Source organism: Hymenobacter metallicola (genome assembly GCF_004745645.1).
Taxonomy (GTDB): Bacteria; Bacteroidota; Bacteroidia; order Cytophagales; family Hymenobacteraceae; genus Hymenobacter; species Hymenobacter metallicola.
Genome location: NZ_SRMB01000001.1, coordinates 851154 through 874248 on the forward strand (window position 1 = coordinate 851154; position 23095 = coordinate 874248).

19 protein-coding genes are annotated in these 23095 nt (G+C 63.4%); 13 read left to right on the forward strand and 6 right to left on the reverse strand.

Features of this window, described 5'->3' with window-relative positions:
• Positions 1–29: 29 nt before the first annotated feature.
• From E5K02_RS03590 to E5K02_RS03605, 5 genes are all read left to right on the forward strand, one after another.
• Positions 30–602, forward strand: coding sequence for an SMI1/KNR4 family protein (locus E5K02_RS03590; protein ID WP_135392149.1), 573 nt, complete (start codon positions 30–32; stop codon positions 600–602).
• Between the two features lie 59 nt (positions 603–661).
• Positions 662–838 (forward strand): hypothetical protein, encoded by a 177-nt coding sequence (locus E5K02_RS25445; RefSeq protein ID WP_167856274.1) that lies wholly within the window; start codon positions 662–664, stop codon positions 836–838.
• Between the two features lie 62 nt (positions 839–900).
• Entirely contained in the window at positions 901–3195 is a 2295-nt protein-coding gene (locus E5K02_RS03595; RefSeq protein ID WP_135392151.1) for a DUF5682 family protein, read from the forward strand.
• A 100-nt stretch (positions 3196–3295) separates the two neighbouring features.
• Complete coding sequence (locus E5K02_RS03600) at positions 3296–4732, forward strand: amidohydrolase family protein (RefSeq protein ID WP_135392153.1); 1437 nt, start codon at positions 3296–3298, stop codon at positions 4730–4732.
• A 16-nt stretch (positions 4733–4748) separates the two neighbouring features.
• The gene (locus E5K02_RS03605) at positions 4749–5285 is read left to right on the forward strand and encodes a peptide deformylase (protein ID WP_135392155.1); all 537 of its coding nucleotides are present in this window, start codon (positions 4749–4751) and stop codon (positions 5283–5285) included.
• A 50-nt stretch (positions 5286–5335) separates the two neighbouring features.
• Here E5K02_RS03605 and E5K02_RS26215 read toward each other — a convergent pair whose 3' ends face one another.
• Positions 5336–6106 carry a DUF6348 family protein gene (locus E5K02_RS26215; RefSeq protein WP_394346413.1) on the reverse strand — a complete coding sequence of 257 codons (771 nt, stop codon included), beginning with the start codon at positions 6104–6106 and terminating at the stop codon, positions 5336–5338.
• Between the two features lie 93 nt (positions 6107–6199).
• Positions 6200–8809, reverse strand: coding sequence for a M1 family metallopeptidase (locus E5K02_RS03610; RefSeq protein ID WP_135392157.1), 2610 nt, complete (start codon positions 8807–8809; stop codon positions 6200–6202).
• Positions 8810–8910: 101 nt separating this feature from the next.
• Here E5K02_RS03610 and E5K02_RS03615 point away from each other — a divergent pair, with 101 nt between their 5' ends.
• The gene (locus E5K02_RS03615) at positions 8911–10026 is read left to right on the forward strand and encodes a VWA domain-containing protein (protein WP_135392159.1); all 1116 of its coding nucleotides are present in this window, start codon (positions 8911–8913) and stop codon (positions 10024–10026) included.
• 99 nt (positions 10027–10125) lie between these two features.
• A complete protein-coding gene (locus tag E5K02_RS03620; RefSeq protein ID WP_135392161.1) occupies positions 10126–10623 on the forward strand; it encodes an ankyrin repeat domain-containing protein in 498 nt (165 codons plus the stop codon).
• Positions 10624–10685: 62 nt separating this feature from the next.
• Here the strand turns inward: E5K02_RS03620 and E5K02_RS03625 are convergent, their stop codons facing one another.
• Positions 10686–10961, reverse strand: coding sequence for a hypothetical protein (locus E5K02_RS03625; RefSeq protein ID WP_135392163.1), 276 nt, complete (start codon positions 10959–10961; stop codon positions 10686–10688).
• A gap of 322 nt (positions 10962–11283) precedes the next feature.
• Here E5K02_RS03625 and E5K02_RS03630 point away from each other — a divergent pair, with 322 nt between their 5' ends.
• On the forward strand, positions 11284–11742 hold the full coding sequence (locus E5K02_RS03630; protein WP_135392165.1) for a LytR/AlgR family response regulator transcription factor: 459 nt from the start codon (positions 11284–11286) through the stop codon (positions 11740–11742).
• A gap of 97 nt (positions 11743–11839) precedes the next feature.
• On the opposite strand, the gene E5K02_RS03635 is transcribed toward E5K02_RS03630, so the two are convergent.
• Positions 11840–15694 carry a PAS domain-containing protein gene (locus E5K02_RS03635; RefSeq protein WP_135392167.1) on the reverse strand — a complete coding sequence of 1285 codons (3855 nt, stop codon included), beginning with the start codon at positions 15692–15694 and terminating at the stop codon, positions 11840–11842.
• A 186-nt stretch (positions 15695–15880) separates the two neighbouring features.
• On the opposite strand from E5K02_RS03635, the gene E5K02_RS03640 reads away from it, so the two are divergent.
• Entirely contained in the window at positions 15881–16105 is a 225-nt protein-coding gene (locus tag E5K02_RS03640) for a hypothetical protein (protein ID WP_135392169.1), read from the forward strand.
• On the opposite strand, the gene E5K02_RS03645 is transcribed toward E5K02_RS03640, so the two are convergent.
• Together E5K02_RS03645 and E5K02_RS03650 are read right to left on the reverse strand one after the other, a co-directional pair.
• Positions 16102–17211, reverse strand: a complete 1110-nt coding sequence (locus E5K02_RS03645) for a DNA polymerase beta superfamily protein (protein WP_240737139.1) — start codon at positions 17209–17211, stop codon at positions 16102–16104. The genes E5K02_RS03640 and E5K02_RS03645 overlap by 4 nt on opposite strands.
• Positions 17212–17248: 37 nt before the next feature.
• Positions 17249–18019: a nucleotidyltransferase domain-containing protein gene (locus tag E5K02_RS03650; RefSeq protein ID WP_135392171.1), complete on the reverse strand. Its 771-nt coding sequence runs from the start codon at positions 18017–18019 to the stop codon at positions 17249–17251.
• 141 nt (positions 18020–18160) lie between these two features.
• Between E5K02_RS03650 and E5K02_RS03655 the strand changes: the two genes are divergently transcribed.
• The 4 genes from E5K02_RS03655 (at position 18161) to E5K02_RS03670 (ending at position 22961) form a co-directional block, all read left to right on the forward strand.
• Positions 18161–18982: a hypothetical protein gene (locus tag E5K02_RS03655; protein WP_135392173.1), complete on the forward strand. Its 822-nt coding sequence runs from the start codon at positions 18161–18163 to the stop codon at positions 18980–18982.
• Between the two features lie 104 nt (positions 18983–19086).
• A complete protein-coding gene (locus tag E5K02_RS03660) occupies positions 19087–20820 on the forward strand; it encodes a M28 family metallopeptidase (RefSeq protein WP_135392175.1) in 1734 nt (577 codons plus the stop codon).
• Positions 20821–20866: 46 nt separating this feature from the next.
• On the forward strand, positions 20867–21418 hold the full coding sequence (locus E5K02_RS03665) for a DUF4274 domain-containing protein (RefSeq protein WP_135392177.1): 552 nt from the start codon (positions 20867–20869) through the stop codon (positions 21416–21418).
• 427 nt (positions 21419–21845) lie between these two features.
• On the forward strand, positions 21846–22961 hold the full coding sequence (locus E5K02_RS03670) for a pectate lyase family protein (protein ID WP_135392179.1): 1116 nt from the start codon (positions 21846–21848) through the stop codon (positions 22959–22961).
• Positions 22962–23095: the final 134 nt, after the last annotated feature.

The following is a 23095-nucleotide window of genomic DNA, read 5'->3' on the forward strand; positions in this document are numbered from 1 at the left end:
ATACTTGTTTTTTATTGCTCTTGTTTATTATGACTTTTTCCGCTCTGCTAACCCGACTCGATACCCTGCTGCAGCAGCGCCGGCCCGATTACTACGCCACACTCAAGCCCGCGGCCCCTGCCGCGGAGCTGGCCGCTTTCGAGGCGGAGTTCGGGCTGACGCTGCCCGCCGAGCTGCGGCTCTGGTTTGGCTGGCGCAACGGGCAGCAGGGCTTCGAAAGCTTCGTGCAGAACAATTGCCTGCAGTCGTTGGACAGCGCGGCCGAAACCATGCGCGTAAACCGGGAGCTGCTGGAAGCCGGGGATTTTGTGCCCAACTGGTGGCAGCCGGGCTGGGTGCCATTCCTGGAAAACGGCGGGGGCGACCATGTCTGCCTAGACTCGGCGGGCACCTTCACCGGCCGGGCCGGGCAGGTGCTCAAGCACTGGCACGACTGGGAAGCCCGCCCCGTGCTCTTCCCCGACCTAACAGCCTGGCTGGCGGCCGTGGTGCAGGCGTATGAACAAACCGAAAATGGCACGGAGCTGCTGCGTGATGAGCAAATTGAAGACGTGGAACTGGCGCATCCGCCGGGCTTCCCGCTGGAATTTGAGGCCGGCTGATTGGCCTGTTCGAATTTATCTAGCCGCGACGTATTCCTTGTTCCGCTCTTGTTTCTGCTATGACCCTGCACTATCTGACCGATGCCATTCTGGAAGTTCCGGACTTTCTCTCGCCCGCCGAATGCCCGCTGCTCATTGCCCGCAGTGAGCAGCGGGGCTTTGCGAAAGCCGGCGTCGGTCTGGCAACCGGGGCCGAGGTGATTAAAGCCAACCGCGTTTCCCTTCCCCTTACATGAGCGCAGCAGGTTTTACCCGCCCGCTGTTTCGTCCTGCCTGAGCCTCCTTTGCCTCGTTTTGTATGCCCACCGACCTTCGCCTTTTCGGCATTCGCCACCACGGCCCCGGCAGCACCGCCAGCCTGCTGAAAGCCCTGGACGAGTACCAGCCCGATATGGTGCTGCTGGAGTGTCCCGCCGATGGCGAAAAAGCCCTGCTGCTGGCTTCCACCCCGGATCTGCAGCCCCCGGTAGCCCTGTTGCTCTACAACCCCAAGCAGCACCAACAGGCTAGCTTTTTGCCCTTTGCCCACTTCTCGCCCGAGTGGCAGGCCACCTTGTGGTGCCAGCAGCACGGGGCGCACCTGCGCTGCTTCGATTTGCCCCAGGCCCTGCGCTTTGCCCTGTCCGATGCCGTGGAGCTGGTGCCGCCGCCGGACTCTTCGGCTGACTTGCCCGTTGAAACGGAAGCGTCGGCGGAGCCTGCCGCCGCCGAAACGGCCGGAGAGTCGGGGGCCGCAGAAGATCCGTTCCGCCACGACCCCATTGCCTACCTGGCCCGCCTCGACGGCTACACCGATGGGGAGCGGTGGTGGGAAGCCCGCATCGAGCACAGTGCCGGCCACGCCGATGCCTTCGCGGTGGTGTTGCAGATGATGACGGCCCTGCGCGAAGAGCTAGCCTGGCCCGAATCAGCCGAAACTCTGCTGCGGGAGGCCTACATGCGCGAAACCCTGCGCAGCACGCTCAAGCAGGGCTACCAGCGCGTGGCCGTGGTGTGCGGGGCCTGGCACGCGCCGGTGCTGCGGGCCGAAAACCTGCCGGGCTACGCCAAAAACGACAAAGCCTGCCTCAAGGGCCTGAAGAAAGTACCCACCGAAGCCACCTGGGTACCCTGGACCTACGAACGCCTGGCCCGGCAGTCGGGCTACGGAGCCGGGGTGTTGTCGCCGGCCTGGTACGAGCTGCTGTTTGAGCAGCCCCACGCGCAGGTCGTGACCCACTGGATGGTGCGGGCGGCCCACTTGCTGCGCGAGCAGCAGCTCGACGCCTCCTCCGCCCATGCCATTGAAGGCGTGCGCTTGGCCGAGGCCCTGGCTGCCGTGCGCGGCCTCTCCCTGCCCGGCATCGAGGAGCTGGAAGAAGCGGCCGTGAGCATTTTCGGGGGCGGGTACGCCGAGGCCCTGGGCCTGGTACACGAGCAGCTGGTCATTGGGCAGAAGCTGGGCGAAGTGCCCGCCGAGCTGCCCGCTTCTCCGCTGCAGCAAGACCTGGCCCTGCAGCAGAAAACCTGGCGTCTCAAGCCCGAGGCCGCCCGTAAAACCCTGGCCCTGGACCTGCGCAAAGACCTGGATTTGGGCCGCAGCCACCTGCTGCACCGCCTGCAGCTGCTCAACATCCGCTGGGGTAAGCCGGAGCGGGTAACTGGCAAGAGCGGCACTTTTCACGAGGTCTGGGACCTGCAGTGGCGGCCGGAAATGGTGCTGCAACTGCTCGAAGCGGGCCGCTGGGGCAACACCGTAGTGGCCGCCGCCAGCGGGGCCGCCGCGCAGCGCGCCCGGCAGGCCACCGACTTGAGCCAGGTTAGCACCTTGCTGGAAGAGGCCCTGCGCGCCGACCTGGGCCCGGCCCTGGGCCTGCTGGTAGCCCGCCTCGAAACCCTGAGTGCCGATACCCGCGACGTGGCCCACTTGCTCACGGCCCTGCCGCCCCTGGTTAATGTGCTGCGCTACGGCAACGTGCGGCGCACCGAAACCGCCCAGGTGGCCCAGGTAGTGCACCACCTTGTGCCACGTCTGTGCATCTCGCTGCCCCTGGCTACCACCGGCCTCGACACCGATGCGGCGGCCCAGCTGCTCGAGCAGCTGGAGGCGGCCCACTTGGCTATCCGCCGCCTGCCCGATGCCGCCCAGCACGCCGACTGGTACGCTGCCCTGCACAGTGTGGCCCGGCAGCCGGCCAGCAGCGGCCTGTTGGCCGGGGCCGCCACCCGCCTGTTGTTCGATGGCCAGCAGCTGGGGGCCGAGGAAACGGCCACGCTGCTGGGTTTAGCCCTGGCACCCGCCCAGCCCACGGAGTACGCTACGGCCTGGATTGAAGGCTTTCTGCGCGGCAGCGGTTTGCTCCTGATTCACAACCGGGTGCTTTTTGATTTGCTCGACGCCTGGCTAAGCGGCCTGGAAGAATCCGTCTTTCAGGAGGTGGTGCCCTTGCTCCGCCGCTCCTTCGCCGATTTCAGTCAGCCCGAGCGGCAGCAGGTGCTGAGCCTGGCGGCCGGCGGGGCCGCGGCTGTTGCCACTCCGGAAGCGGATATCGACCTGGAGCGGGGCCTGCGGGTGTTGCCGGGGCTGCGCGAGCTGCTGGGCCTGGGCGGGTGAGGGCGGTAGAAAGGCGGCCCACGGCTCATTGTTGCTGCAAAAGCCTGCCGGATCTGCTACCTTTCCTAACTGCTTAGCCTCCACCTGCTTTTTCATCGGCATGAACCTTCGCTTTACTATCCTGGCCAGTGCGCTGGGAACATTGCTGGCCGGGTGTGCCGGCCGCCCCGCCGGCAAAAGCTACGAACTGGTCATCACCCATGCCAACGTGGTAGAGGTCGAAACCGGTACCCTGCGGCCCGACCAGACCATTGGTATCCGGGAAGGCCGTATTGTGCACCTGGGCAAAACGGGGGCTACGTCCGTCCCGGCCCAGCGCACCCTCGACGCCCAGGGCCGCTACCTGATTCCGGGGTTGTGGGACATGCACGTGCACTTTCGTGGGGGCGAGGCCCTTACCACGGCCAACCGCAACCTGCTGCCGCTCTACCTGGCCCACGGCGTAACAACCGTGCGCGACGCGGGCGGCGACCTGACCCCGGCCATTTTCCGGTGGCGCCAGCAGCTGGCGGCCGGGGAGCTGGCCGGGCCGCGCATTTTCACCTCCGGCCCCAAGCTCGACGGGCCCAAACCTACTTGGGCGGGCTCGTTGGAAATTGAAACACCCGCCCAGATTGACCGCGCCCTGGATTCGCTGCAGAAGCTGCAGGTCGACTACGTGAAGCTCTACGAAAGTACCATTTCCCGGGACGCCTTTCTGGGCGCCATTGCCGCGGCCCAAAAGCGGGGAATGACGACCACCGGCCACATGCCCTACAGTGTAACGCTGCGCGAAGCGGCCGAGCGGGGCCTCGATGCTACCGAGCACCTGTATTACGTGCTCAAAGCCTGTTCCAACCGCGAAGACAGCATCACGGCCGCCGTGCAGGCCAGTTTGAAAACCAGCCAGCCCCTGGGCCTGTTTGCCGTGCTGCCCGCCGTGTACCGCACCTACGACCCGGCCGTGGCCGCCCAAACCTACCGCCTGCTGGTGGCCCGGCGCACGGCCGTGGTGCCCACGCTCTACATCCAGAAGCTGCTGACCGAGCTGCCCGCCACCGACCACGCCCGCGACTCGATGCTGGCCTATATTGCCCCCGACATTCAGGCCACCTACGCCCGCCGCCTGGCCAGCGCCCGGCAGCAGTCGGCGGCCACGCGGGCCTTCAACCAGCAGCTTTCGGCCCGGTTTCGGAGCCTGGTCCAACCCCTGCAGGCCGCTGGCGTCACGCTGCTGGCCGGCTCCGACAGCGGGCCGTTCAACTCCTACGTCTACCCGGGCGCCTCGCTGCTGGGCGAGCTGGAGCTGCTGGTCGAGGCCGGGCTGACCCCGGCTCAGGCTCTGCAGGCGGCTACTATCAACGGCGCCCGGTTTCTGAAAGCCGACCAGCGCTCCGGTACCATTGCCGTGGGCAAGGAAGCCGATTTGGTCTTGCTTCACCAGAATCCGTTGGCTGATATCCGCAACCTGCGCCAGATTCACACCGTCATTTCCCGGGGCCGGGTGTATTCGGCGGCGGAGCTGCGCCGGCTGGTGCAGGCCGTCAGACAGCCCTAATTAGTAGCAAAAAGCCATGCCCATTCGTGATATTCTGCAGCTGGGCCACCCCGTGCTGCGCCAAGTAGCCCAGCCCGTGGCCGACCCCACGGCCCCGGAAGTAGCCAGCCTGGTTATGGACCTGGCCGACACCGTGGCGCACTGGCGCGCAACCACCGGCTACGGTCGGGCCATTGCCGCCCCGCAAATCGGGGTGTTGCAACGCGTGATTCTGCTGCGTCTGCCGGGGCGCCCGGTCTGGCCGCTCGTCAACCCCAGCATCATCGACCACAGCCCCGAAACCATGGTCGTGTGGGATGCCTGCCTGTCGTTTCTGTCCATTTTTATGCAGGTAGTACGCTACCCCTGGATTCGGGTGCGCTACCAGGACGTGCAGGGCACCTGGCACGAAACCCACGCCGGCCTGGAAGACGACCTGGCCGAACTCCTGCAGCACGAAATCGACCACTTGGACGGCATCCTAGCCCTGGACCGCCTGACGGACATCAACACGCTCTGCTCCCGGGAAGAGTTTGAGCGGCAGTTTAAAGCCGATAGCCCCTATGGCCGGTAAAAAGGTTTCCTCCTTAAAGGCGAAACCGCATACCATCTTAATACTCTCTGCTATAACAGTACCGCCGAGCCACAGCGCCGAAAGACCAAGAATTGCTTTTGCCCCGCAAAGGCAGCGGAGGCCGGCCATTGTTCTGCATCCTGGTATACTAAAGCCAGGCCTTCTTGCCAAGGCTCGTTATTTAGAAGGCATTCGGCTATAATCTCTCCACTGGGTTGTTTCGAGGTATATAGTTTTAGCCAGCATAGCGCTTCTGACGTCAATTGGCGAAGTAGTTGGGGCTTTAAGAGGTCAAAAAAGTGATGTTCATTTATGTGCTCTTGCCGATCTGCCCAAGCCCCCTGGACCTGGATTGGGCTTAGTGTAGAATGCCATAGGGCACCGGTGGCGGAAGTTATGTTTAACGCAGGATTGTGGTTGCCTTCCAAGGCTTCAACAACAGTACTAAATCCACTGTGCAAGTAATTCTGAATGCCAGAATCAATAGCATCGGAGTCATTCTCACCGAGCCCCGCAAGGCACTCTACTATTCCGGCAGGAAAGAACTGCGAATGGATAAGCCGGAAGCCCAAGCCTAAAACCACTGCGTTAGGGTGCTGAGTCCGCTCGAATACAGTAGTATCCAGCATTAGGGAATAGGGGGCAATTACGATTTGGTCTCCGTGCCGGGCCACTTGTAAACCAGGGAATACTTCCTGGAGCCGGGTAACAAGCTGCTGTTGCAACACCCTTTCAACCTGCGTCGGCGGCTCGGGCGTTGTTGGTTGAGACGTCGGCCGTGCAGGACCGAATACATGACGCAGCTTCTGAATCAAACTCATAGATTATCAAATCAGGTGGGATTGTGTCATGGCAGTCGATGGCCTGAATGTAGATGGTTGTTGACTCGAAGCGCAGAAGAAAATAGCGGACTCTTACCGTACCAGCTTTTCGGCCCGGAACACCTCATCGGCGGCCTGCAGAATCTTGGCCCGCAGCTTGGGATTGTAGGCGGGGTGGGCGGCCAGAAACTGCCGGACGGTGCGGGCCGCCGTAGGCGTCTGATAAAAGCCCAGGGTAGCCTGCAGCCAGGAATAGGGAAAGAAAATGTCGCCGGTCTGCTGGATTTCCTCCAGTAAGGCCAGGCTCTGGGGTAGGTATTTTTCGGAGAAAGCGGCCCGCAGCGGGTGGTGCAGGTAGCCGAGGGCCGCCACCACCCAGGCTTCCTTTTCGCGGGTTTTCTCGTCGGCTAACGAAGCAAAAAAGGCGTCGCGCGTGGCTGCCTCCGGGGCCAGGGCGGGTAGCAGAAACGCCAGGCGCTGCCGCCGGTCGGGGTTCTGGATGCGGGTCAGCTGCCGGGGCAACAGGGGCGTGGGGGCGGGGTAGTCGCGCACGGCCAGCGCCAGGGCCAGCGCCGTGTAGTCGTCCTCGGTCAGCTTGACGCCCGCCGGAGCCTGCTGCTGGTCCCAGATGCGGTAAAGCCGCGTTTGGGCCGCCGCACTCAGCGCAACCGACTGGTAGGTTTTGAACAGCAGCTTTTTGAGGTTGGCCGAGGTCGTCTGCTCCATCGTGCGCCAGAGCTCCTGTTCCAGCTCCGGGGCCAGGGCCGCGCGCTGGGCGGGCCGCAGCAGCTTCCAGTAGATGTCGCTCACGTGGCCCGTGAGTAGCTTGGCGTTCAGCTCTTCCGGCTCCTGGAGTAGGGCGCGGCGGCACACGGTCAGCAGCTGAGCTGGGGCAATGCCACGGCCGTTGAGCATGTTTTCGTACAGGTTCACGTAGGCCGCCGCCCGGGCCACGGGATTGGCCAGCCCGGTGACGCCGGTAGCCAAGGGCTTCCGAATCGGGAATACCCCGTAGCCCAGCCCCGTGGAGTTGAACAGGATAAACGATGGCGCCGGCTCCCCCGCAGCTGCGGGCAGCAGCACGGCTTGCTGGTCCATATTCACCGTCAGCTCCTTGACACGGTCGGGGTACACGAGCAGCACTTCGAAGCGCTGGGGCCAGAGCCGGGCCGAGCCATCCTCGGCCCGCTGGGTGAGCTGCAGGCGGCTGATGATGCCCCGGCTGGTTTGCAGGTCGTAGTCGAACACGGGGCGGCCGGGCTGGTTTACCCACACCTGGTTCCAGGCCTGCAGATCGGCCGGGGTGCGGGCGTCCAGGATGCGGATCAACTCGGGCCAGGTGGCGTTGCCGTGGGCGTAGGTGCGCAAATATTCCTGCAAGCCCAGCCGAAACGGTTCCTCGCCCATCAGCCGCTCGAGCTGCCGCATCATGATGGGGGCCTTGTGGTAGATAATGTTGCCGTAGAGCGAGCCGGCGTCTTTTAAATTGGCCAGCTCCTGCCGAATCGGGTTGGCCCCGGCAGTGCGGTCGACGCCGTAGGCGGCCGGAAAATGGTCGATGACGAACTTGAGGTTGTAGTTGGAATTGGCTACGGCCACCTGGGTGATTTTGTCGGCCATGAAGTTGGCAAACACCTCCTTCATCCACACGTCGTTGAACCACTGCATGGTCACCAGGTCCCCGAACCACATGTGGGCCGTTTCGTGGGCAATCAGGTTGGCGCGGGCCAGGAGCTGGTCCTGGGTAGCGCCCTGGTCCAGAAACAGGGTGCTGGCCTTGTAGTCGATGGCGCCCACGTGCTCCATGCCGCCGTACTGGAAGTCGGGCAGGGCCACAAAGTCGAACTTGCGGAAGGGGTAGGGAATGCCGGTGTAGTCCTGCAAAAACTGTAGCGCGTCGGCATGAATCCGGAAAATCGGGTCCAGGCTCAGGCGCAGCTTGTCCTTATCCGTTTCGCGGTGCAGAAACTGCATTTTCCGACCAGCCAAGGTGCGCGAAACGCGCGTGAATTTGCCCGCGGCAAAGGAGAATAAATAGGTGCTGATGGTATCGGAAGGAGCGAAGAAGTAAGTGCTGGACCCCGGCAGAAGGCCGCTGAGGTCGAGTTTTTGAACCGAATCCAGCGGCGCGTTGGCCATAGCTTCCCATTCATTCGGCACGTTCAAGGTGAGCTTGAACGTAGCCTTCAGATCGGGCTGGTCGAAGCCGGGGAACACCGTGCGGGCCCGGTCGGGCACGAGCAGGGTGTAGAGAAACTCCTCGCTGCGGTTCAGGCTCTGGTTACCGGCCGTAAACTCGATTTGAACCTGATTCAGCCCACCTTTTAAGTCACCGGCGGGAAGCACCAGGTGCTCGGCCCGCAAGTCAACGCCGGTGGGCTTGCCGTTCACCGTCAGGCTTTTCAGATGATCGGCTTGCTCCTTGAAGTCGAGCTGCACGGGCTGGCTGGCGTCGGTCAGGTGAAAGCGGACGGTTTCGGTGGCCCGGATGGGGTCGGCTTTTTCCCACGGTATATCCAGAAACAGGTCGTAGGCAACCCCCGAAATACGCCGGGCCCGGTCCCGGGCCAGCTCCTCACTCACGCCCGGCACCACGGCGCCGGCCGGAGCCGGCGGGGGCAAAACGGTCAGCTTTTTGGTGCAGCCCAGCACGCCCAGCAGCAGCCACAAGCTGGCCCGGCGCGCATTGTTGCTATATTTCATTCGGAAATCAGGGTACAGTCGCGGCAAAAGCCGAAAGTACCGCAAACCCGCCAAAGCTCTCACCTGTTTCAGGCCCCGGTAGCCGGCCTTTATTCGAATTTATGAGCAACGCCGCCCGTTGGAAGCTCGTGCTCGGCTCACCCGCCGACGCCAGCAATGACATTCCGCTTTCCCCCGACTACGGCCGCATGGACGAGGTGCTCACCGCCCTCTACGACAGCGACCAGGCCGAGCGCAAAGCCGGTCTGGGCAGCTCCGCGCCCCGGGTGTCGCGCTGGCTGGGCGACATCCGCAGCTACTTTCCCTCGTCGGTGGTAGCCGTGATGCAAAAAGATGCCATGCAGCGCCTGGGCTTGCAACGCATGCTGCTCGAGCCCGAGATTCTGCGCACCGTGCAGCCCGATGTGCACCTGGTGGGCTTGCTCATGTCGCTGGGCCGGGTGATGCCGGCCAAGGTCAAGCACACGGCCCGGGAGGTGGTGCAGCGCGTGGTGCAGGATCTGGAGCAGCGCCTGGCCAACCCCCTGCGCCAGGCTGTGCAGGGCGCCCTGAGCCGGGCCGTGCGCAACCCCCGGCCGCGCTACGCCGAAATCAACTGGGGCGCCACCATCCGGGCCAACCTCAAGCATTACCAGCCCGCCTACAAAACTGTGGTGCCGGAAAAGCTGATTGGCTACGGCCGGCGCGGGCAGGCCCTGAAGGAAATCGTGCTCTGCGTGGACCAGAGTGGCTCCATGGCTTCGTCGGTGGTGTACGCGGGCGTGTTCGGGGCAGTGCTGGCTTCGCTCAAGGCCGTGAAAACCCACATGGTCGTCTTCGATACGGCCGTGGCCGACCTGACCCAGGACCTGCAGGACCCGGTGGATCTGCTTTTCGGCATTCAGCTCGGCGGCGGCACCGACATCAACCGGGCTTTGACGTATTGCCAGCAACTCATCACCCGGCCCACCGATACTATTTTGGTGCTCATCAGCGACTTGTACGAAGGGGGCAACCAGGCCGAAATGCTCAAGCGCACGGCCAGTCTCAACGCGGCGGGCGTGACGATGGTGGCCCTGCTGGCCCTCAGCGACGAAGGCGCCCCGAGCTTCGACCGGCAGCTGGCCGAACAACTGGCCGCCTTAGGGGTTCCTTCCTTTGCCTGCACGCCCGATCAGTTTCCGGCCCTGATGGCCGGTGCCATCCAGGGCCACGACCTGCAGGCGGCTACTACTTAGGCGGCCCGCCGAAATGTCGAAATGCAATAGGTTAACCACGGCGGTAGTTTTCGTCGTATTGCCTGCACCAACCAACCACAACCTGACCCCCTACTACTGATGGATTTTTCCTCTTCCCGACCCGAAGACCTCCTTTTCGATGCGGCCCGCCGCGGCGACGTAGCCCAACTTCAGGAGCTCTTAGCCCAGCTGGATGTGAACGTGCAGAATGGCAAGGGCTTCACTCCCCTGATTGTGGCGGCCTACGACGACCACCTGGCCGCCACCCAGGCGCTGCTGGCCGCCGGCGCCGACCCCAACGTGCAGGATGTGAGCGGCAACACGGCCCTGATGGGCGTCAGCTTCAAAGGCTACCCCGCTATTGCCACCCTGCTCATCGAGCACGGCGCCGACCTGAACCTGCAGAACGGCAACGGGGGCACGGCTCTGATGTTTGCCACCATGTTTGGCCGCAACAACCTCGTCAAGCTCCTGCTCGATGCCGGAGCCGATATCTACGTCCGCGACGTGCGCGGCCTGACGGCTCTGGACCTGGCCGAGCAGCAAGGCAACGCCGAGGCCTTTCGGCTTATCCAGGAAAAAGAACAGACGGTTTAAGTCCGCATTGGCTTGCCAGCCCAACAAAAAATCCCGGCCACTGGCCGGGATTTTTTGTTGAATTACGCCGCGTCGCTTAGTCGTTCGCGGGTAAGAATAGCCTCCAGGGCCGGAGACTGGTTGACGTCGGACGAGTAGGGCAGCTGGGCAATCTGCTGGATTGTCAGTTCCCCGTCGATGTAGCGCTGCAACTCCTGCAGCAGCTCGGGCTTGGGCCCAATTCCACCCATTGAGGCCACCGCTATACCCCACTCGGCGTGACGCTGCCGTTTCAGGCGGGCAGCAGCTTCCGGCTGGGGCAAGTCGGCGGGAATAGGCTTAAAATAAGGAGTTTCCATCGGCTTGCGCGGTTGGTGGTAAGGGGCTATACGGTTCAGGATACGAAGGGGTAATGAAAAGCTGAACTTATGTACCGCGCCCAGCCGATGAAGAGGTGGACTACTGGGAGAATTCGTCTATTAAATTATAGCCTGTTAAAATTGAATTATGGAAAGAGGATAGGAAAAGAAAATGACAGCGGGTGAGTTTGAGGTTTTATTATTCCCATATCTTTGTGCTTTACCTGTTTACGGCAGGCTACCCTAACTTAGTATTCTCCCGCTATGGGCGGTAAGTCCCGTTTGCCACCCGGCCGCGGGCGGCCTTTGTCGCTGCTTTTTTATGCTTCCATCCTCCTCTTCTGAGCTTCCGCTGTTGACCTGTGCCATTCTGGATGATGAGGAAATCAACCGGCTGACCCTGGAGCATTACGTGGAAATGAGCGGCTCACTGCAGCTGGTAGCTTCCCTATCGGGCAGCGTGGAAGGGCTGGAGTTTTTCAGCAACGGCCGGCAGGTCGACGTGCTGTTTCTGGACGTGGAGATGCCTGAGCTTAACGGCCTAGATATGCTGCGCCTGCTGCCCGAGCCGCCCCAGGTGGTGCTGACCACCGCCCACGAGAATTTTGCCTGGGAAGCCTTCGAGCTGCGCGTGGCCGATTATCTGGTAAAGCCTTTTGAGTACGACCGGTTTATGCTGGCCGTGCAGCGCGTCAGCGAGCTGGTGCGCACCGCCGGTTCCGAAAACACTCCCAACAAGTATCTGCTGCCCGGCTCCGAGCACTTAGGAACCCTTAGCTAAGTGTCGGCCCGCAGTATCCGCCGAACTTTTGGCCCGAAAAAGCCCCGCATTCTTTCCGTGAGAATGCGGGGCTTTTACCTTGTTTCGGCTACTAGCGCTAGGCCGGTGTGGGCTGGTTGTTCGACACATAGTGCTGCACCTGCCAGAGCAGCTGGGGCAGCAGCTGGTTGAGGTGCTGGGCCGCCTGAGCCCGGTCTTCGGCGCTGGCGCTGGGCTCTTCCAGGGTGGCTATCATCGGCAGCAGCTCTTGGGTCATGAGCAGCTTCAGCGAGGGTTTGATGCGGTGGGCCAGGGCCGCGGCGTGGGGCCAGTCGGCGGCGGCGGCGGCTTCCTGCAGCTGGGCCACCATGGCCGGGGTGTGGGTCAGAAACGACTGGAGAATGCGCAGCACAAAAGCCGGATTGCCCCGGGCCGTACGCTGTAAATCGTCGAGGGCAAACAGGGCCGGAGCGGGCCGCGGATCCGAACGGTGCAGGGCCAGAATCTTGCGCACCAGCTCGGTGGCTTCGAAGGGCTTGGCCAGGCAGTCGTTCATCCCGGCCGCCAGATACTTCTCATTGTCGGCCAGAAAGGCGTTGGCCGTCAGGGCAATGATGGGCGTCTGGGCCCGGGATTCGTCGGGGTGCTGGCGGATGCGGGCCGTGGCTTCCAGGCCGTTCATGCCCGGCATCTGAATATCCATCAGAATCACGTCGTAGAGGTGGTGCTCAAACAAGGCCAGGGCCGAGGCGCCGTCCGAGGCCGTTTCCACGGCCACGTCGTAGCTTTCCAGCACCAGCTGGGCCAGCTGCCGGTTCACGTCGTGGTCTTCGACCAGCAGCACCCGCAGCCCGCGGATATCCTGCACGGCCTGGGCCAGATCCTGCTCGTTTTCCTGGGGGTTGGCCTCGCGCACGGCCTGGGCCGAAGCCTTGACAAAGGTTAGCGTGAAGCCAAAGCAGGTGCCCTGGCCCGGCTCGCTGCTCATGAGCAGGTGGCCCCCCAACTGCGCTACCAAGCTGCTGCTGATGGACAAGCCCAGGCCCGAGCCCCCAAAGCGGCGGCTGGTATCGGCGTAGGCCTGGGTAAAGGTCGAGAAGATGCTTTCCTGCTTATCGACGGCGACGCCCAGGCCGGTGTCGGCCACCAGGAAGTTGATGGTGAGCGTATCGTCGGTTTCGTCGAGCAGGCGGGCCGTCAGCGTGATGCCGCCGCGTTCCGTAAACTTGAGGCTGTTGCTGAGCAGATTCAGCAGCACCTGACTCAGGCGCTGGGAGTCGCTCAGCACGAAGGGCTGGGCCGCCACCACGGGGTTGATGGTAAAGCTCAGGCCCTTGGCCGTGGCCTGAAAACTCAGGGTCTGGCCCACCGCCTGCAGGGTTTGGTTTACGTCGAAGGGAATCTGTTCCAGCTCCAGCTTGCCCGACGTGATTTTGGCCACGTCCAGGATATCGTTGAGCAGGCCCAGCAGGTGGTTGCCCGAGTTGCGGATAATGGACACGTACTCCTGTTGCTGGGCGCTCAGGGGCGTGCGGGTAAGCAGGCCGGCCATGCCCAGCACCCCGTTCATGGGCGTGCGGATTTCGTGGCTCATGTTGGCCAAAAAGTTTTCCCGGGCCGTGGCGGCGGCTTCGGCCTCGCGCTTGGCCCGCTTCAGCTCGGTAATATCGGTGCACACGGTTAGCACCTCCAGCACCCCGTTGGGGCGCAGCAGCGGGCGTTTTACCACTTGCAGCTGCCGCACCTCGCCCGTGGCCAGGGTAAAGGGCATCTCCCCGGATACTTCGTCGCGGGTGGCAATTACCACGTCGTTCCAGGTGGCGAGCTGCCGCAGCTCGGCCGCCTCGGGCGTATCGGCCGTGAGGTCGGTTTGCTCGTGGTGGCTGCGCAGCAGCGCGTCGGCAAAGCTCACGTTGGTGAACGTAGGCATGCCGGCCGGGTTGGTCACGTAGAGGAAGTTGGGCGAGGTATCTACAATCTGCCGGATAAACTCTTGCTGCTCAATGATCTGCTGCTCGGCCCGGTGGCGTTCGGTAATATCGAGGCCGTAGGCCACAATCAGGCGCACCGAGCCGTCGGGGTTGAAGACGGGCTGCATCATGCGCAGCAAGTGCCGGGGGCCTTCGGGCGTCTGCACGGTTTCTTCGTGCGAAACCTGGCGGCGCTGTTCAATCACCTCGTCGAACATCTGCTTGCGCTGCTCGGCCAGCTCGATGGGCCGCTGCCGGTAGGCACAGTATTCGAAGTGGTCCTTGCCGATAATCCAGGCCCGGACCTCCGGGTTTTTAATGCCCACCGGATTCACAAACAGGTAGCGGTGCTGGGTGTCAAACACCCCGATATCGGCGGGCAGCTCGTTGAGAATGGTTTCGTAGAACTCGCGCTGCTCGGCCAGTTGCTGCTCGGCCCGGTAGCGCTCGGTCACGTCGAGCCCGTGCGAGACCATCATGCGCAAGCTGCCGTCGGCGTTGAAGACGGGGCGGAAGCGGCGCAGCAAATGATGCGAATTGCCCTGGTCCTCGATGGTTTCTTCCCACTCCACGTCGCGGCGCTCCTGCACGGCCCGCTCGAACATGTGCTGGCGCAGCTCGGCCATGGCGCGGGGCCGCTGCCGGTAGGCCATGGCCTCAAAGTTGGTTTTGCCGATCATCCACTGCCGGGTGGCGTCGTCGCTGATAGTCCCCGGGTTGGCAAAGAGGTAGCGGTGCTGGGCATCAAAGACGGCCACGCCCACGGGCAGCTCATCCAGAATCGCCTCGTAGAACTCGCGCTGCTCGGCCAGCTGCTGCTCGGCCTGGCGCCGGGCCGTAATGTCGAGGCCGTAGGCGACCAGCAGGCGCAGGCTGCCATCGGGGTTGAAAATCGGGTGGAAGCGGCGTAGCACGTGGGCCGTCCCCGAAGGGTCCTGCACGGTTTCTTCCCACTGCATGTCGCGCCGGTTGGCTATAGCCCACTGGAACATCTGCTCGCGCTGCTCGGCCAGTTCGGCCGGCCGCTGGCGGTAGGCCGTGACCTCCGCGTTGGTTTTGCCAATCAGCCACTGCCGGGCCGCCTCATTGGGCAGCACGGCCGGGTTGGCAAAGAGGTAGCGGTGCTGGGCATCAAAGACGGATACGCCCACGGGTAGCTCCCGCAAAATCACCTCGTAAAATTCGCGCTGCTCGGCCAGCTGCTGCTCGGCCTGGCGCCGGGCCGTAATGTCGACGAGGTAGAGCGTGGCGTAGGGCTGCTCGGGCACGGGCGTCACCTGCAGCAGGAAGCACTGGCTGCCCACGCTGATTTCCTGCTGCTGACTGTTGGCAGTGGTCAGGGCGGTGGTCACCAGCTCCAGCAGCTGGGCCCGCAGCGCCGGGGTGGTGTGCAGCTCTGCTACCAGGGGGGCCGCCGCGGGGTTGGCATAAATCAGCTCGCCATCGAGGGCCAGCCGCAGCACCGGGTTCGGGTTTTGCTCGGCAATCAGGGAAACGGTGCGCAGCTGGGCTTCGCGCTGGTAGCGTTCGGTCACGTCGCGGTAGCACACCAGACGGCCGGCCATCACGCTGTCGAGCACCAGGTAGTCGCGCTCCAGCACGCGGCCGTCGGCCAGGGGTATTTCCTCGTTCAGCACCGACTCCCCGTTGGCCCGTACCTGGCCCGCGCGCTTCAGATACCCCTGCGGGTCCTGAAAATTGTGCTGAATGCGGGCCGCTACGGCCATGCCCGACACCGGCGTGGGGATGTTCTCGACGCCAAACAGCTCGCAGTAGCGCTGGTTGACCAGCTCCACCATGCCCTGGTCGTCGACGAGCATAAAGCCCATGCGCATGTTTTGCGCCAGCGAGGCCAGCAGCACGTGGTTGCGCTGGGCGGTGGCCTGGGCCTCGGCCAGTTGTTGTTCCAGGGCGGCTACCCGGGCTTCGGCCTGCTCACGGCGTTTCTGCTCCTGCTGCAGTTGAGCGGCTAACGAATCGGGTGGAGCGAGCGGGGCAGACATAGAGCAGCAAAGACGATAAGCAACGAATATACACGCCGGCGGGCAATGCTGCCAAAACCAGCCCGTGGAAGCCCCGGCAAAACTGCGTCAGCCGGCCCTGCTTCCCCTGGAAGCGGGTGGTACTCTGGGCAGAACAATATTTACCCCTCTCACACAGTTCTTATGCTACACCAACCTTCTCTTGTGATGAATAAAGTGCTGTTGTTGTTTGGCGTCCTGTTCCTGTTTCTGACCAGTGAAGTGTCCGCCGCCCGGCCCAGCTCGTATGCCCGAGCCAAAGCCAAAGGCCGCATGTACGTGCACCGGCCCAATTATAAAGTCTATAAAGGCAGTAAGCGCCACCGCAAAAGCAGTTGGTTCCGCTTGCCCAAGCTCAGCCAGAAAGCCGGCGGGCACCGGAGCCGCTTCTAACCCATGGAGCTGCCCGGCGCGGAGGCATAAAACTGCTTCCGCACCCGGCGCAGCAGTTCCGTAGCCGCTGCCGGGTTGGGGGCATCGGGCAGGGGGGAGGTGGCGAAGGCCGCATCCACCTGCTCGACCAGGGCCTCGGCTTCGGCCACGAGGTAGTCGTACTCAAACGTGCCGCGCCGGATCTGGAGCAGGAACTCCCGGTCGGGGCGGCGCACGTGCAGCTGGCCGGTCGTGGCAATTTCCAGGGCCGTGCGCAGCAGCCGAAACACGTGCAGCATGTTTTTGGCGTCGTAGTTTTTGCCGTGCTGCACCGTATTTTCGTAGCGTTCCACGTTGCGGCGGGCCACCCAGTCCCAGTATTCTTTGTAGACCCGGCAGTAGGTGGAGTAGCCGTTGCGGTTAAAGGAAAGGTAGGCCGCGGGCACTTCGCCCTTGGGCACAGCCGACAGTTGCACGTCGTTGGAGGTGGCCTCGTCGCGCAGCAGGCCGCGGTAGCCCAGCGGGCCGGCCGGGTCGGGGTCCACAAACAGGGCGTAGAGGTCGGTCAGGTGGGGCACGTTGGCCAGGCCACACTGGGCGGCCCCCACGCCGGTGCGCTCCAGCCACTTGTCTACCGGCACGGCCCCGGCGCCCACCGTCACGTAGCAGAAGTCCAGCACCGACTTGCGGGCCGGGGGCTCGGGGTTGTTGATTTTCTTGTTCAGGCCTTTGGCCTTACGAATCTGGGCTACGGCATACTCGGCGAAGGTCTGGCGGCAGAGCCGGGACAGAAAGTTTTCGGGCCGGAAAGCGGCAAACAGCGGGTGCTGGTAGCGGATGCAGTCGGGCGGGGAGCCCAGAATTTCCAGGGCTGTCGGGTTGTTTTTGAGCAGCAGCTCCACAAAGCGGCGCAGCTCATAAAACACCTCATCGTTGGACGCATTCGCCACTTGGGGCACGTAGTCGAGGCCGTAGAAGTCGCGCTCCGGCAAAATGAACACGCCCTTCAGGTCGGTGTCGGAGTGGGGCAAGTCGGTGCCGTAGGCCCGGCTGCCACTCACGGCTTCGAAGATAATGAGCTGATGCTCGCGCAAGTAGGTAATATCCATCACGGGCAAAAGGGGCACGGCAAGGAAGTGGGAGCTGGAAAATCGGGCTGCTTGTTCACCCGGGGAATGCGGCTTGGAGCCACTGTCGAAACAGGCCGTTTAGCTCGGCCGTCGGCTCGGGGCCGCGCGGCACGGGCAGGGAGGCGCGGCTGGCGCTGGCGGCGGTATATTCCTGCTGCACAAACTCCCGCAGTACCGCCGAGACGCTCCCCGTGGTTTTCTCATCGGCCCGGGCCTTGCGTTGCAGCAGCTCCTCCACCTCGGCCCGGAGTTCGGGGGGCAGCACTTCCCGCAGCTCCCCAAACTCCATGGGCGGCACCGTGGGGCGCGTGCGAATCCAGCGGGCGGCCAGGGCGGAGCGCAGGGCGTAGAAGAGGCGCTTGAGGCGAATTGAGTCCGCGGTAAGGTCTGATTCGAGGCCGCGGCGCACCAGCCCGAGGTAGTGGTGCAGGGCGGCGCGGTGGTTGAAGGTGCGGGGCAGCAGCGGGGTGAGGCGGGCCCGGAAGTCCAGCGCTTCGTGGTACACAATCGGGGACTGCAGCCACTCGAACAGGGTAGCATTGGAGCCGCGCAGCAGCTTGAGCGTCTTGCGCAGCTCCCAGCCGCCCAGGTCCAGGAGCTCGTCTACCGCAAAGTTCAGCGTGTCCGCTTCCTCGTCGAGGCCCAGGTACCAGGCCGCGGGGTGGCAGTAGATAAAGCGCACGTCGTAGTCGGAAGTAGGCGAGGGGAAGCCCCAGGCGCGGCTGCCCGCCTCACAGGCATAGAGGATGCGGATGCCGTGCCGGGCTTCGAGCTGGGCAAAAGAGTTCTGAATACGGGAGTGCATGAGCAGAGGCAATTCGACGAGCGGCCAACCAGAAGTTAAAAGTAACGCAAACCCGCCGAACCCCCGGACTTGCTGAAGAGCCCGGTCCGCTATATTTGGCCGACTGCTTCGGTTCTATTGCCTGGTTCAACGACTCGTTACGTGCTCTATTCGTCTTACCGCGCCGCCGGGTATTGGCTACTCGGCTTGCTGGCGGCCTGCTCCCCCGATCCTGCTGATACTTCCCTCCAGCGGCAGGATGCCCCGCCGGCCGCGGCGCCTGTAGCGTCTCCGGCTGCTCCTGCCAGCGCAACCTCCGATTCCTTGGCGGCCTACGTCTGGGAGTCGGATGTGTGCCGCTACACCGGGCGCTACCGGCCGGGCAGCTTTAGCCAGGCCCAGCTTGCGGGCACCTGGCACGTGTTGTATAACGACGTCTGGCTGAACTACTATAATCCGCTGCCCCACCAGCCCGCCACCCTGGCCAAGATGAGCCTGGACTCCCTGGATGACCACTACCACCGGGCCCATCGGTACCTGGAGAATCTGGCCGTGGTGCCCCGGCCCGTGTGGCAGCAGCTCAAGCAGGCGCGGCTGCGGGAACTGGAGCAAGAGTATCAAATTACTCGCCTGGCCATGCAGGCCTTTACCCAGCCCGAGGTGCTGCTCACCGGCTCGCCCGACTGCCTGCCGCTGGTGCAGGGGCTGGCCACGCACAACGACAGCCTCACCCGGCGCGACTGGCACCGCTTCATCGAAAACCACAAAACCCAGAACGCCAGTCCCGAGCAATACATGGCCCGCTACCTCGACCGGGCCGCCGATGCCAACTGGCTGACCTACGCCAAGATTGACTTACTTACCTACGGCTGGTTCAACTGCGCGAACCAGAAAACAGCCCGTCCCGAGCCGACCGAAACGCTCTACCGGCAGTTCGACCAGCTGTTTGTGCAAGTAGAGTCGGCGTGTGACGACGTGGACTAACGGGCCCGCCCCGGCTTACTTTATCTTACATTTCCGGTCCGCCGCGCCGGCCCGCTTGGGCTATCTGGCTGCTAGCGGGAAATGCTCACCCGTATCTTCGCTTTATGCCTTACGTTCAGCTCTCAGCCGCCTTGCTGCGGCCCTTCACGCCGGCCCTGCTGCTGGGCCTGCTCCTGGCCGGCTGCCACACCCGCCCCGCCACCTCCACGACGGCTCCGGCGCCACCCGCCCCGGCCGAAACCGTGCGCCCGGCCGCCGCGGCCGAAAAGCACGAGGGCATCACGGCCACCGGCATTGGGCGCTACCTCGAAGCCGTTTCCGCCGACCATATGCTGGGCCGCAAGCCGTTTACGGTGGGCGAGGAGCGAATTACCAACTACCTGGCCGACCAGTTTCGCCACATCGGCCTGCAGCCGGGGCCGGGCGGCTCCTACTTTCAGGCCGTGCCCCTGGTCGAAATTACCGGTACCCCTTCCGCGGCATTGCAAATCAAGGGGAAGGGCCAGAGCCTGAGCTTCCAGTACAAAACCGACTTTGTGGCTTTCACCCAGCGCGAACAGCCCCAGGTGACGGTAGCCAACTCCCCGCTGGTGTTTGCCGGCTACGGGGTGGTGGCCCCCGAGTACGGCTGGAACGACTACGCGGGCCTCGACGTGAAAGGCAAAACGGTAGTGGTGCTCGTCAACGACCCCGGCAACGCGGGCACCGACACGACCTTGTTCAAGGGCAAGGCCATGACCTACTACGGCCGCTGGACCTACAAGTACGAGGAAGCCGCCCGCCACGGGGCCGCCGCCGTGCTGATTGTGCACGATACCCAGCCGGCCGCCTACCCCTGGAGCGTGGTGCTCAGCGGGGCAGTTAGTCCCAAGCTGCGCGCCCAAACCGCCAACAAAGGAGCCGATAAGTGCGCCCTAGAAGGCTGGCTGACCCTGGACGCGGCCAAGAAGCTCTTCGCCGCCGCCGGCCAGAATTACGACCAACTCTATGCCGCCGCCAACCAGAAAGGCTTCAAGCCCCGGGCCCTGGGCGGGCTTACGCTCACGGCGGGCATCCAAAACAAGCTGCGCCGCCAAACCAGTAAGAATGTGCTGGCCGTGCTGCCCGGTACTACCCGCGCCGACGAATACATCATCTACTCGGCCCACTGGGACCATTTTGGGGTGGGCAAGGCCATTGCCGGCGACTCCATCTACAACGGGGCCGTGGACGACGGCACCGGCCTGGCGGCCCTGCTCAGCATTGCCGAGGCCTTCGAGCAGGCCCCGCAGCGGCCCCAGCGCAGCATCGTGTTTTTGGCCGTGACGGGTGAGGAGCAGGGGCTGCTGGGCTCGGCCTACTACGCCCAGCACCCGCCGTTTCCGCTGAACAAAACCGTGGCCGACCTGAACATGGACATGCTCTGGCCCTACGGCCCGATGAAGGACCTCACGGTTATCGGCTACGGGCAGTCGGAGCTGGAAGACTATGCCCGGGCCGCGGCCCGGGAGCAGGACCGCTACGTGCTGCCCGACCAAACTCCCGAAACTGGCATGTTCTACCGCTCCGACCACTTCAACTTCGCCCACGTGGGGGTACCTTCCCTCTACGCCAGCGGGGGCTTCGAGAGCCGCACCGGCGGCAAAGAAGCCATTGCCCGCCAGCGCCAGAACTATACCACCAACATGTACCACAAGCCCGCCGACCAGCTGGACCCCAGCTGGGACCTGTCGGGCATCGCCCAGGACGCCGAGCTCTACTTCCGCGTGGGCCAGCGCCTGGCCGGGGAGTCTACTTTCCCGCAGTGGAAGGCTGGTTCGGAGTTCAAGGGGGCGCGGGATAAGAGTATGGGCAAATAAAGTCTAGCCCAGTACCTTTTGATTGCCTTATCATACTTGCCTAATCATGACCGACGAAGAGCCCGAAGAAGACTACCTCGATGAAGAAGAGCTGGATGCGCTGGAGTTTAAGCTGCTAATTGAGTGGCTGGAAACAGTGCCGACTTCTGAGTGGCACGTGCTGGCTCACGAGTGGAGCTACGACAACTCGAAAGACATTCTGCGCTGGCTCATAGCCAACCCCCGCACGGAAAAGGCCACCGCCCTGATGATCTACTGGATGGCCGGAGCCCGTTTCTACAAGCAGTACGGCTCGGCCAAAGAGGCCCGCGCCCGGGCCGCCTACGAGGGTGCCTGGTGGGAGTTTATCCACGATCTGGAGGCCAAATACCTGGCGGACTTCTATACCGCTGGCTCGGTCGGTTTCGACCCCCGCCGCGACGGTTTTCCTGGTCACAACGGCCACGACTGGACCCGGGCGTATCAGGAGTATCCGCTTCGGTCGCCGCTGCCGGCCGTAATGGAGCAGGCCGTGCCCGGCATGCAGCCCGTGAGCGAAGTGGTCTACATCGAAGGCATCCCGGAACACATTTGGGAGCAGTTGGAAAAGTACTTCTAACTCTATCAGGGGAAAGCAAACCGCCGAAACAGCAGCTCGCCGCGTCCTGCTCCGGAAGAACGCGGCGAGCTGCCGTTTTGGCGGCGCCTTATTCTACGCTTCGTGCGCAGCGTTATTTGTCGGTTCCGCCAAGCTTCCGCTAGTCGGCGCCTGCTATGCTGGCGGAGAGGGGGTGCTGACAACGTTCCCGGCAACGTTTGCATTGATTTATATGGGGATGTGAGGATTTGGAATGAGGGTAAAGGCGTACGTTAATGCCATATTTCACAGGTAGTTGGGTGGGAGGCGGATACTACGGCTCTGCTTTCCGGCCGGACGGCGCCACCCGTACCGCTTCCCAGGCCAGCCCGTGTGAAATAGCCTATTGCGCCGCGCTGAGTACCTGCCACGACCGTGGCGGGCTTCTACCAACCACCAAAATTCCCCCATGAAAACGAACACCTTTCTGGCGTCCGCCCTGCTGTCCGTGTCCGGACTGCTCGTCGGCTGCGACACGAGCAGCCCCAACCCGGCTACGGATGCCGAGGACCTGACTACGGCCTCGACGGCCAACGTGGAAGCTACCTGTACTGCCGAAGGCTGGGCTGCCCAGAACGGCGGCACCAAGGGCGGCAGCACCGCCACGCCCACCATCGTGACGACCTACGACCAGCTTAAGGCCGCCATTACCAATGCCACGGTGAAAGTGGTGCAGGTCAACGGCACGATTACCATTCCCGCCGGCGGCCGGATTTCCTTCCAGGATCAGAACAGCAAAACCCTCTTCGGCTCGGCCGGGGCCCGGCTCGTTTCGGCCGACCAGACCAAGGATGGCTCGGGCATCCTCAATATCAAGCGCTGCTCCAACCTGGTGATTCGCAACCTCATCTTTGAAGGGCCCGGCGCCTACGACGTGGATGGCTGGGACAACGTCACCATCGACGCCTGCACCCGCGTCTGGGTCGACCACTGCGAATTTCGCGACGGGGTGGACGGCAACCTCGACTTCAAGAATACCGCCGACTTCATCACCGTATCCTGGACCAAGTTTGCCTACCTGAAGGCGCCCCGGCCCGATGGCCCCGGCGGCTCCGATGACCACCGCTTCTCTAACCTGATTGGTTCCTCGGACACGTCTACCGGCGACCGGGGCAAGCTCAATATCACCTTTGCCCGCTGCTGGTGGGCCCAGGGCTGCGTGGCCCGCATGCCGCGCGTGCGGTTTGGCAAAGTGCACGTGGTCAACAACCTGTTCAGCAGCTCAGCCAGCACCTCCGGCGTCATGGCCGGCTTCGAGGCCAACCTGCTGATTCAAAACAATGTGTTTGAGAACATGAACCGCCCCATCGACCTGATGGCCAACAACTCGACGGCGGTGCAGGTGCCGGCCGGTAATATCTTCACCAACACGACCGGCAACACCGGCGGCAACGGCAAAACGGCCTTCACTCCGCCCTACACCTTGTCGGTGCTGAGTGCCTCCAGCGTGAAGGCGGCCGTAACGGCCACCAATGGCGCCGGGGCCACCGTGGGGGGCAATACCTGCGTCAACAGTGACATTTAAGCTGGGACTGAGGTAACCGCACCCGTCCGCTGACGGTTCTCTTTAGTAGTGTTCAAGACCTTCAGGCCGCTTGCGAAGTAGTTCGTGGGCGGCCTGAAGTGCTGTCGGGCCGGCGCTACCTCGCAAGCGGCAGG

Excerpts from the sequence above, each read along its gene's own strand:
- E5K02_RS03635 (WP_135392167.1), bottom strand. The coding sequence starts at position 15,694 with ATGTCTGCCCCGCTCGCTCCACCCGATTCGTTAGCCGCTCAACTGCAG.
- E5K02_RS03625 (WP_135392163.1), bottom strand. The coding sequence starts at position 10,961 with ATGGAAACTCCTTATTTTAAGCCTATTCCCGCCGACTTGCCCCAGCCG.
- E5K02_RS03605 (WP_135392155.1), top strand. The coding sequence starts at position 4,749 with ATGCCCATTCGTGATATTCTGCAGCTGGGCCACCCCGTGCTGCGCCAA.
- E5K02_RS03665 (WP_135392177.1), top strand. The coding sequence starts at position 20,867 with ATGACCGACGAAGAGCCCGAAGAAGACTACCTCGATGAAGAAGAGCTG.
- E5K02_RS03640 (WP_135392169.1), top strand. The coding sequence starts at position 15,881 with ATGAATAAAGTGCTGTTGTTGTTTGGCGTCCTGTTCCTGTTTCTGACC.
- E5K02_RS03670 (WP_135392179.1), top strand. The coding sequence starts at position 21,846 with ATGAAAACGAACACCTTTCTGGCGTCCGCCCTGCTGTCCGTGTCCGGA.
- E5K02_RS03650 (WP_135392171.1), bottom strand. The coding sequence starts at position 18,019 with ATGCACTCCCGTATTCAGAACTCTTTTGCCCAGCTCGAAGCCCGGCAC.
- E5K02_RS03600 (WP_135392153.1), top strand. The coding sequence starts at position 3,296 with ATGAACCTTCGCTTTACTATCCTGGCCAGTGCGCTGGGAACATTGCTG.
- E5K02_RS25445 (WP_167856274.1), top strand. The coding sequence starts at position 662 with ATGACCCTGCACTATCTGACCGATGCCATTCTGGAAGTTCCGGACTTT.
- E5K02_RS03595 (WP_135392151.1), top strand. The coding sequence starts at position 901 with ATGCCCACCGACCTTCGCCTTTTCGGCATTCGCCACCACGGCCCCGGC.
- E5K02_RS26215 (WP_394346413.1), bottom strand. The coding sequence starts at position 6,106 with ATGAGTTTGATTCAGAAGCTGCGTCATGTATTCGGTCCTGCACGGCCG.
- E5K02_RS03615 (WP_135392159.1), top strand. The coding sequence starts at position 8,911 with ATGAGCAACGCCGCCCGTTGGAAGCTCGTGCTCGGCTCACCCGCCGAC.
- E5K02_RS03620 (WP_135392161.1), top strand. The coding sequence starts at position 10,126 with ATGGATTTTTCCTCTTCCCGACCCGAAGACCTCCTTTTCGATGCGGCC.
- E5K02_RS03660 (WP_135392175.1), top strand. The coding sequence starts at position 19,087 with ATGCCTTACGTTCAGCTCTCAGCCGCCTTGCTGCGGCCCTTCACGCCG.
- E5K02_RS03610 (WP_135392157.1), bottom strand. The coding sequence starts at position 8,809 with ATGAAATATAGCAACAATGCGCGCCGGGCCAGCTTGTGGCTGCTGCTG.
- E5K02_RS03590 (WP_135392149.1), top strand. The coding sequence starts at position 30 with ATGACTTTTTCCGCTCTGCTAACCCGACTCGATACCCTGCTGCAGCAG.
- E5K02_RS03630 (WP_135392165.1), top strand. The coding sequence starts at position 11,284 with ATGCTTCCATCCTCCTCTTCTGAGCTTCCGCTGTTGACCTGTGCCATT.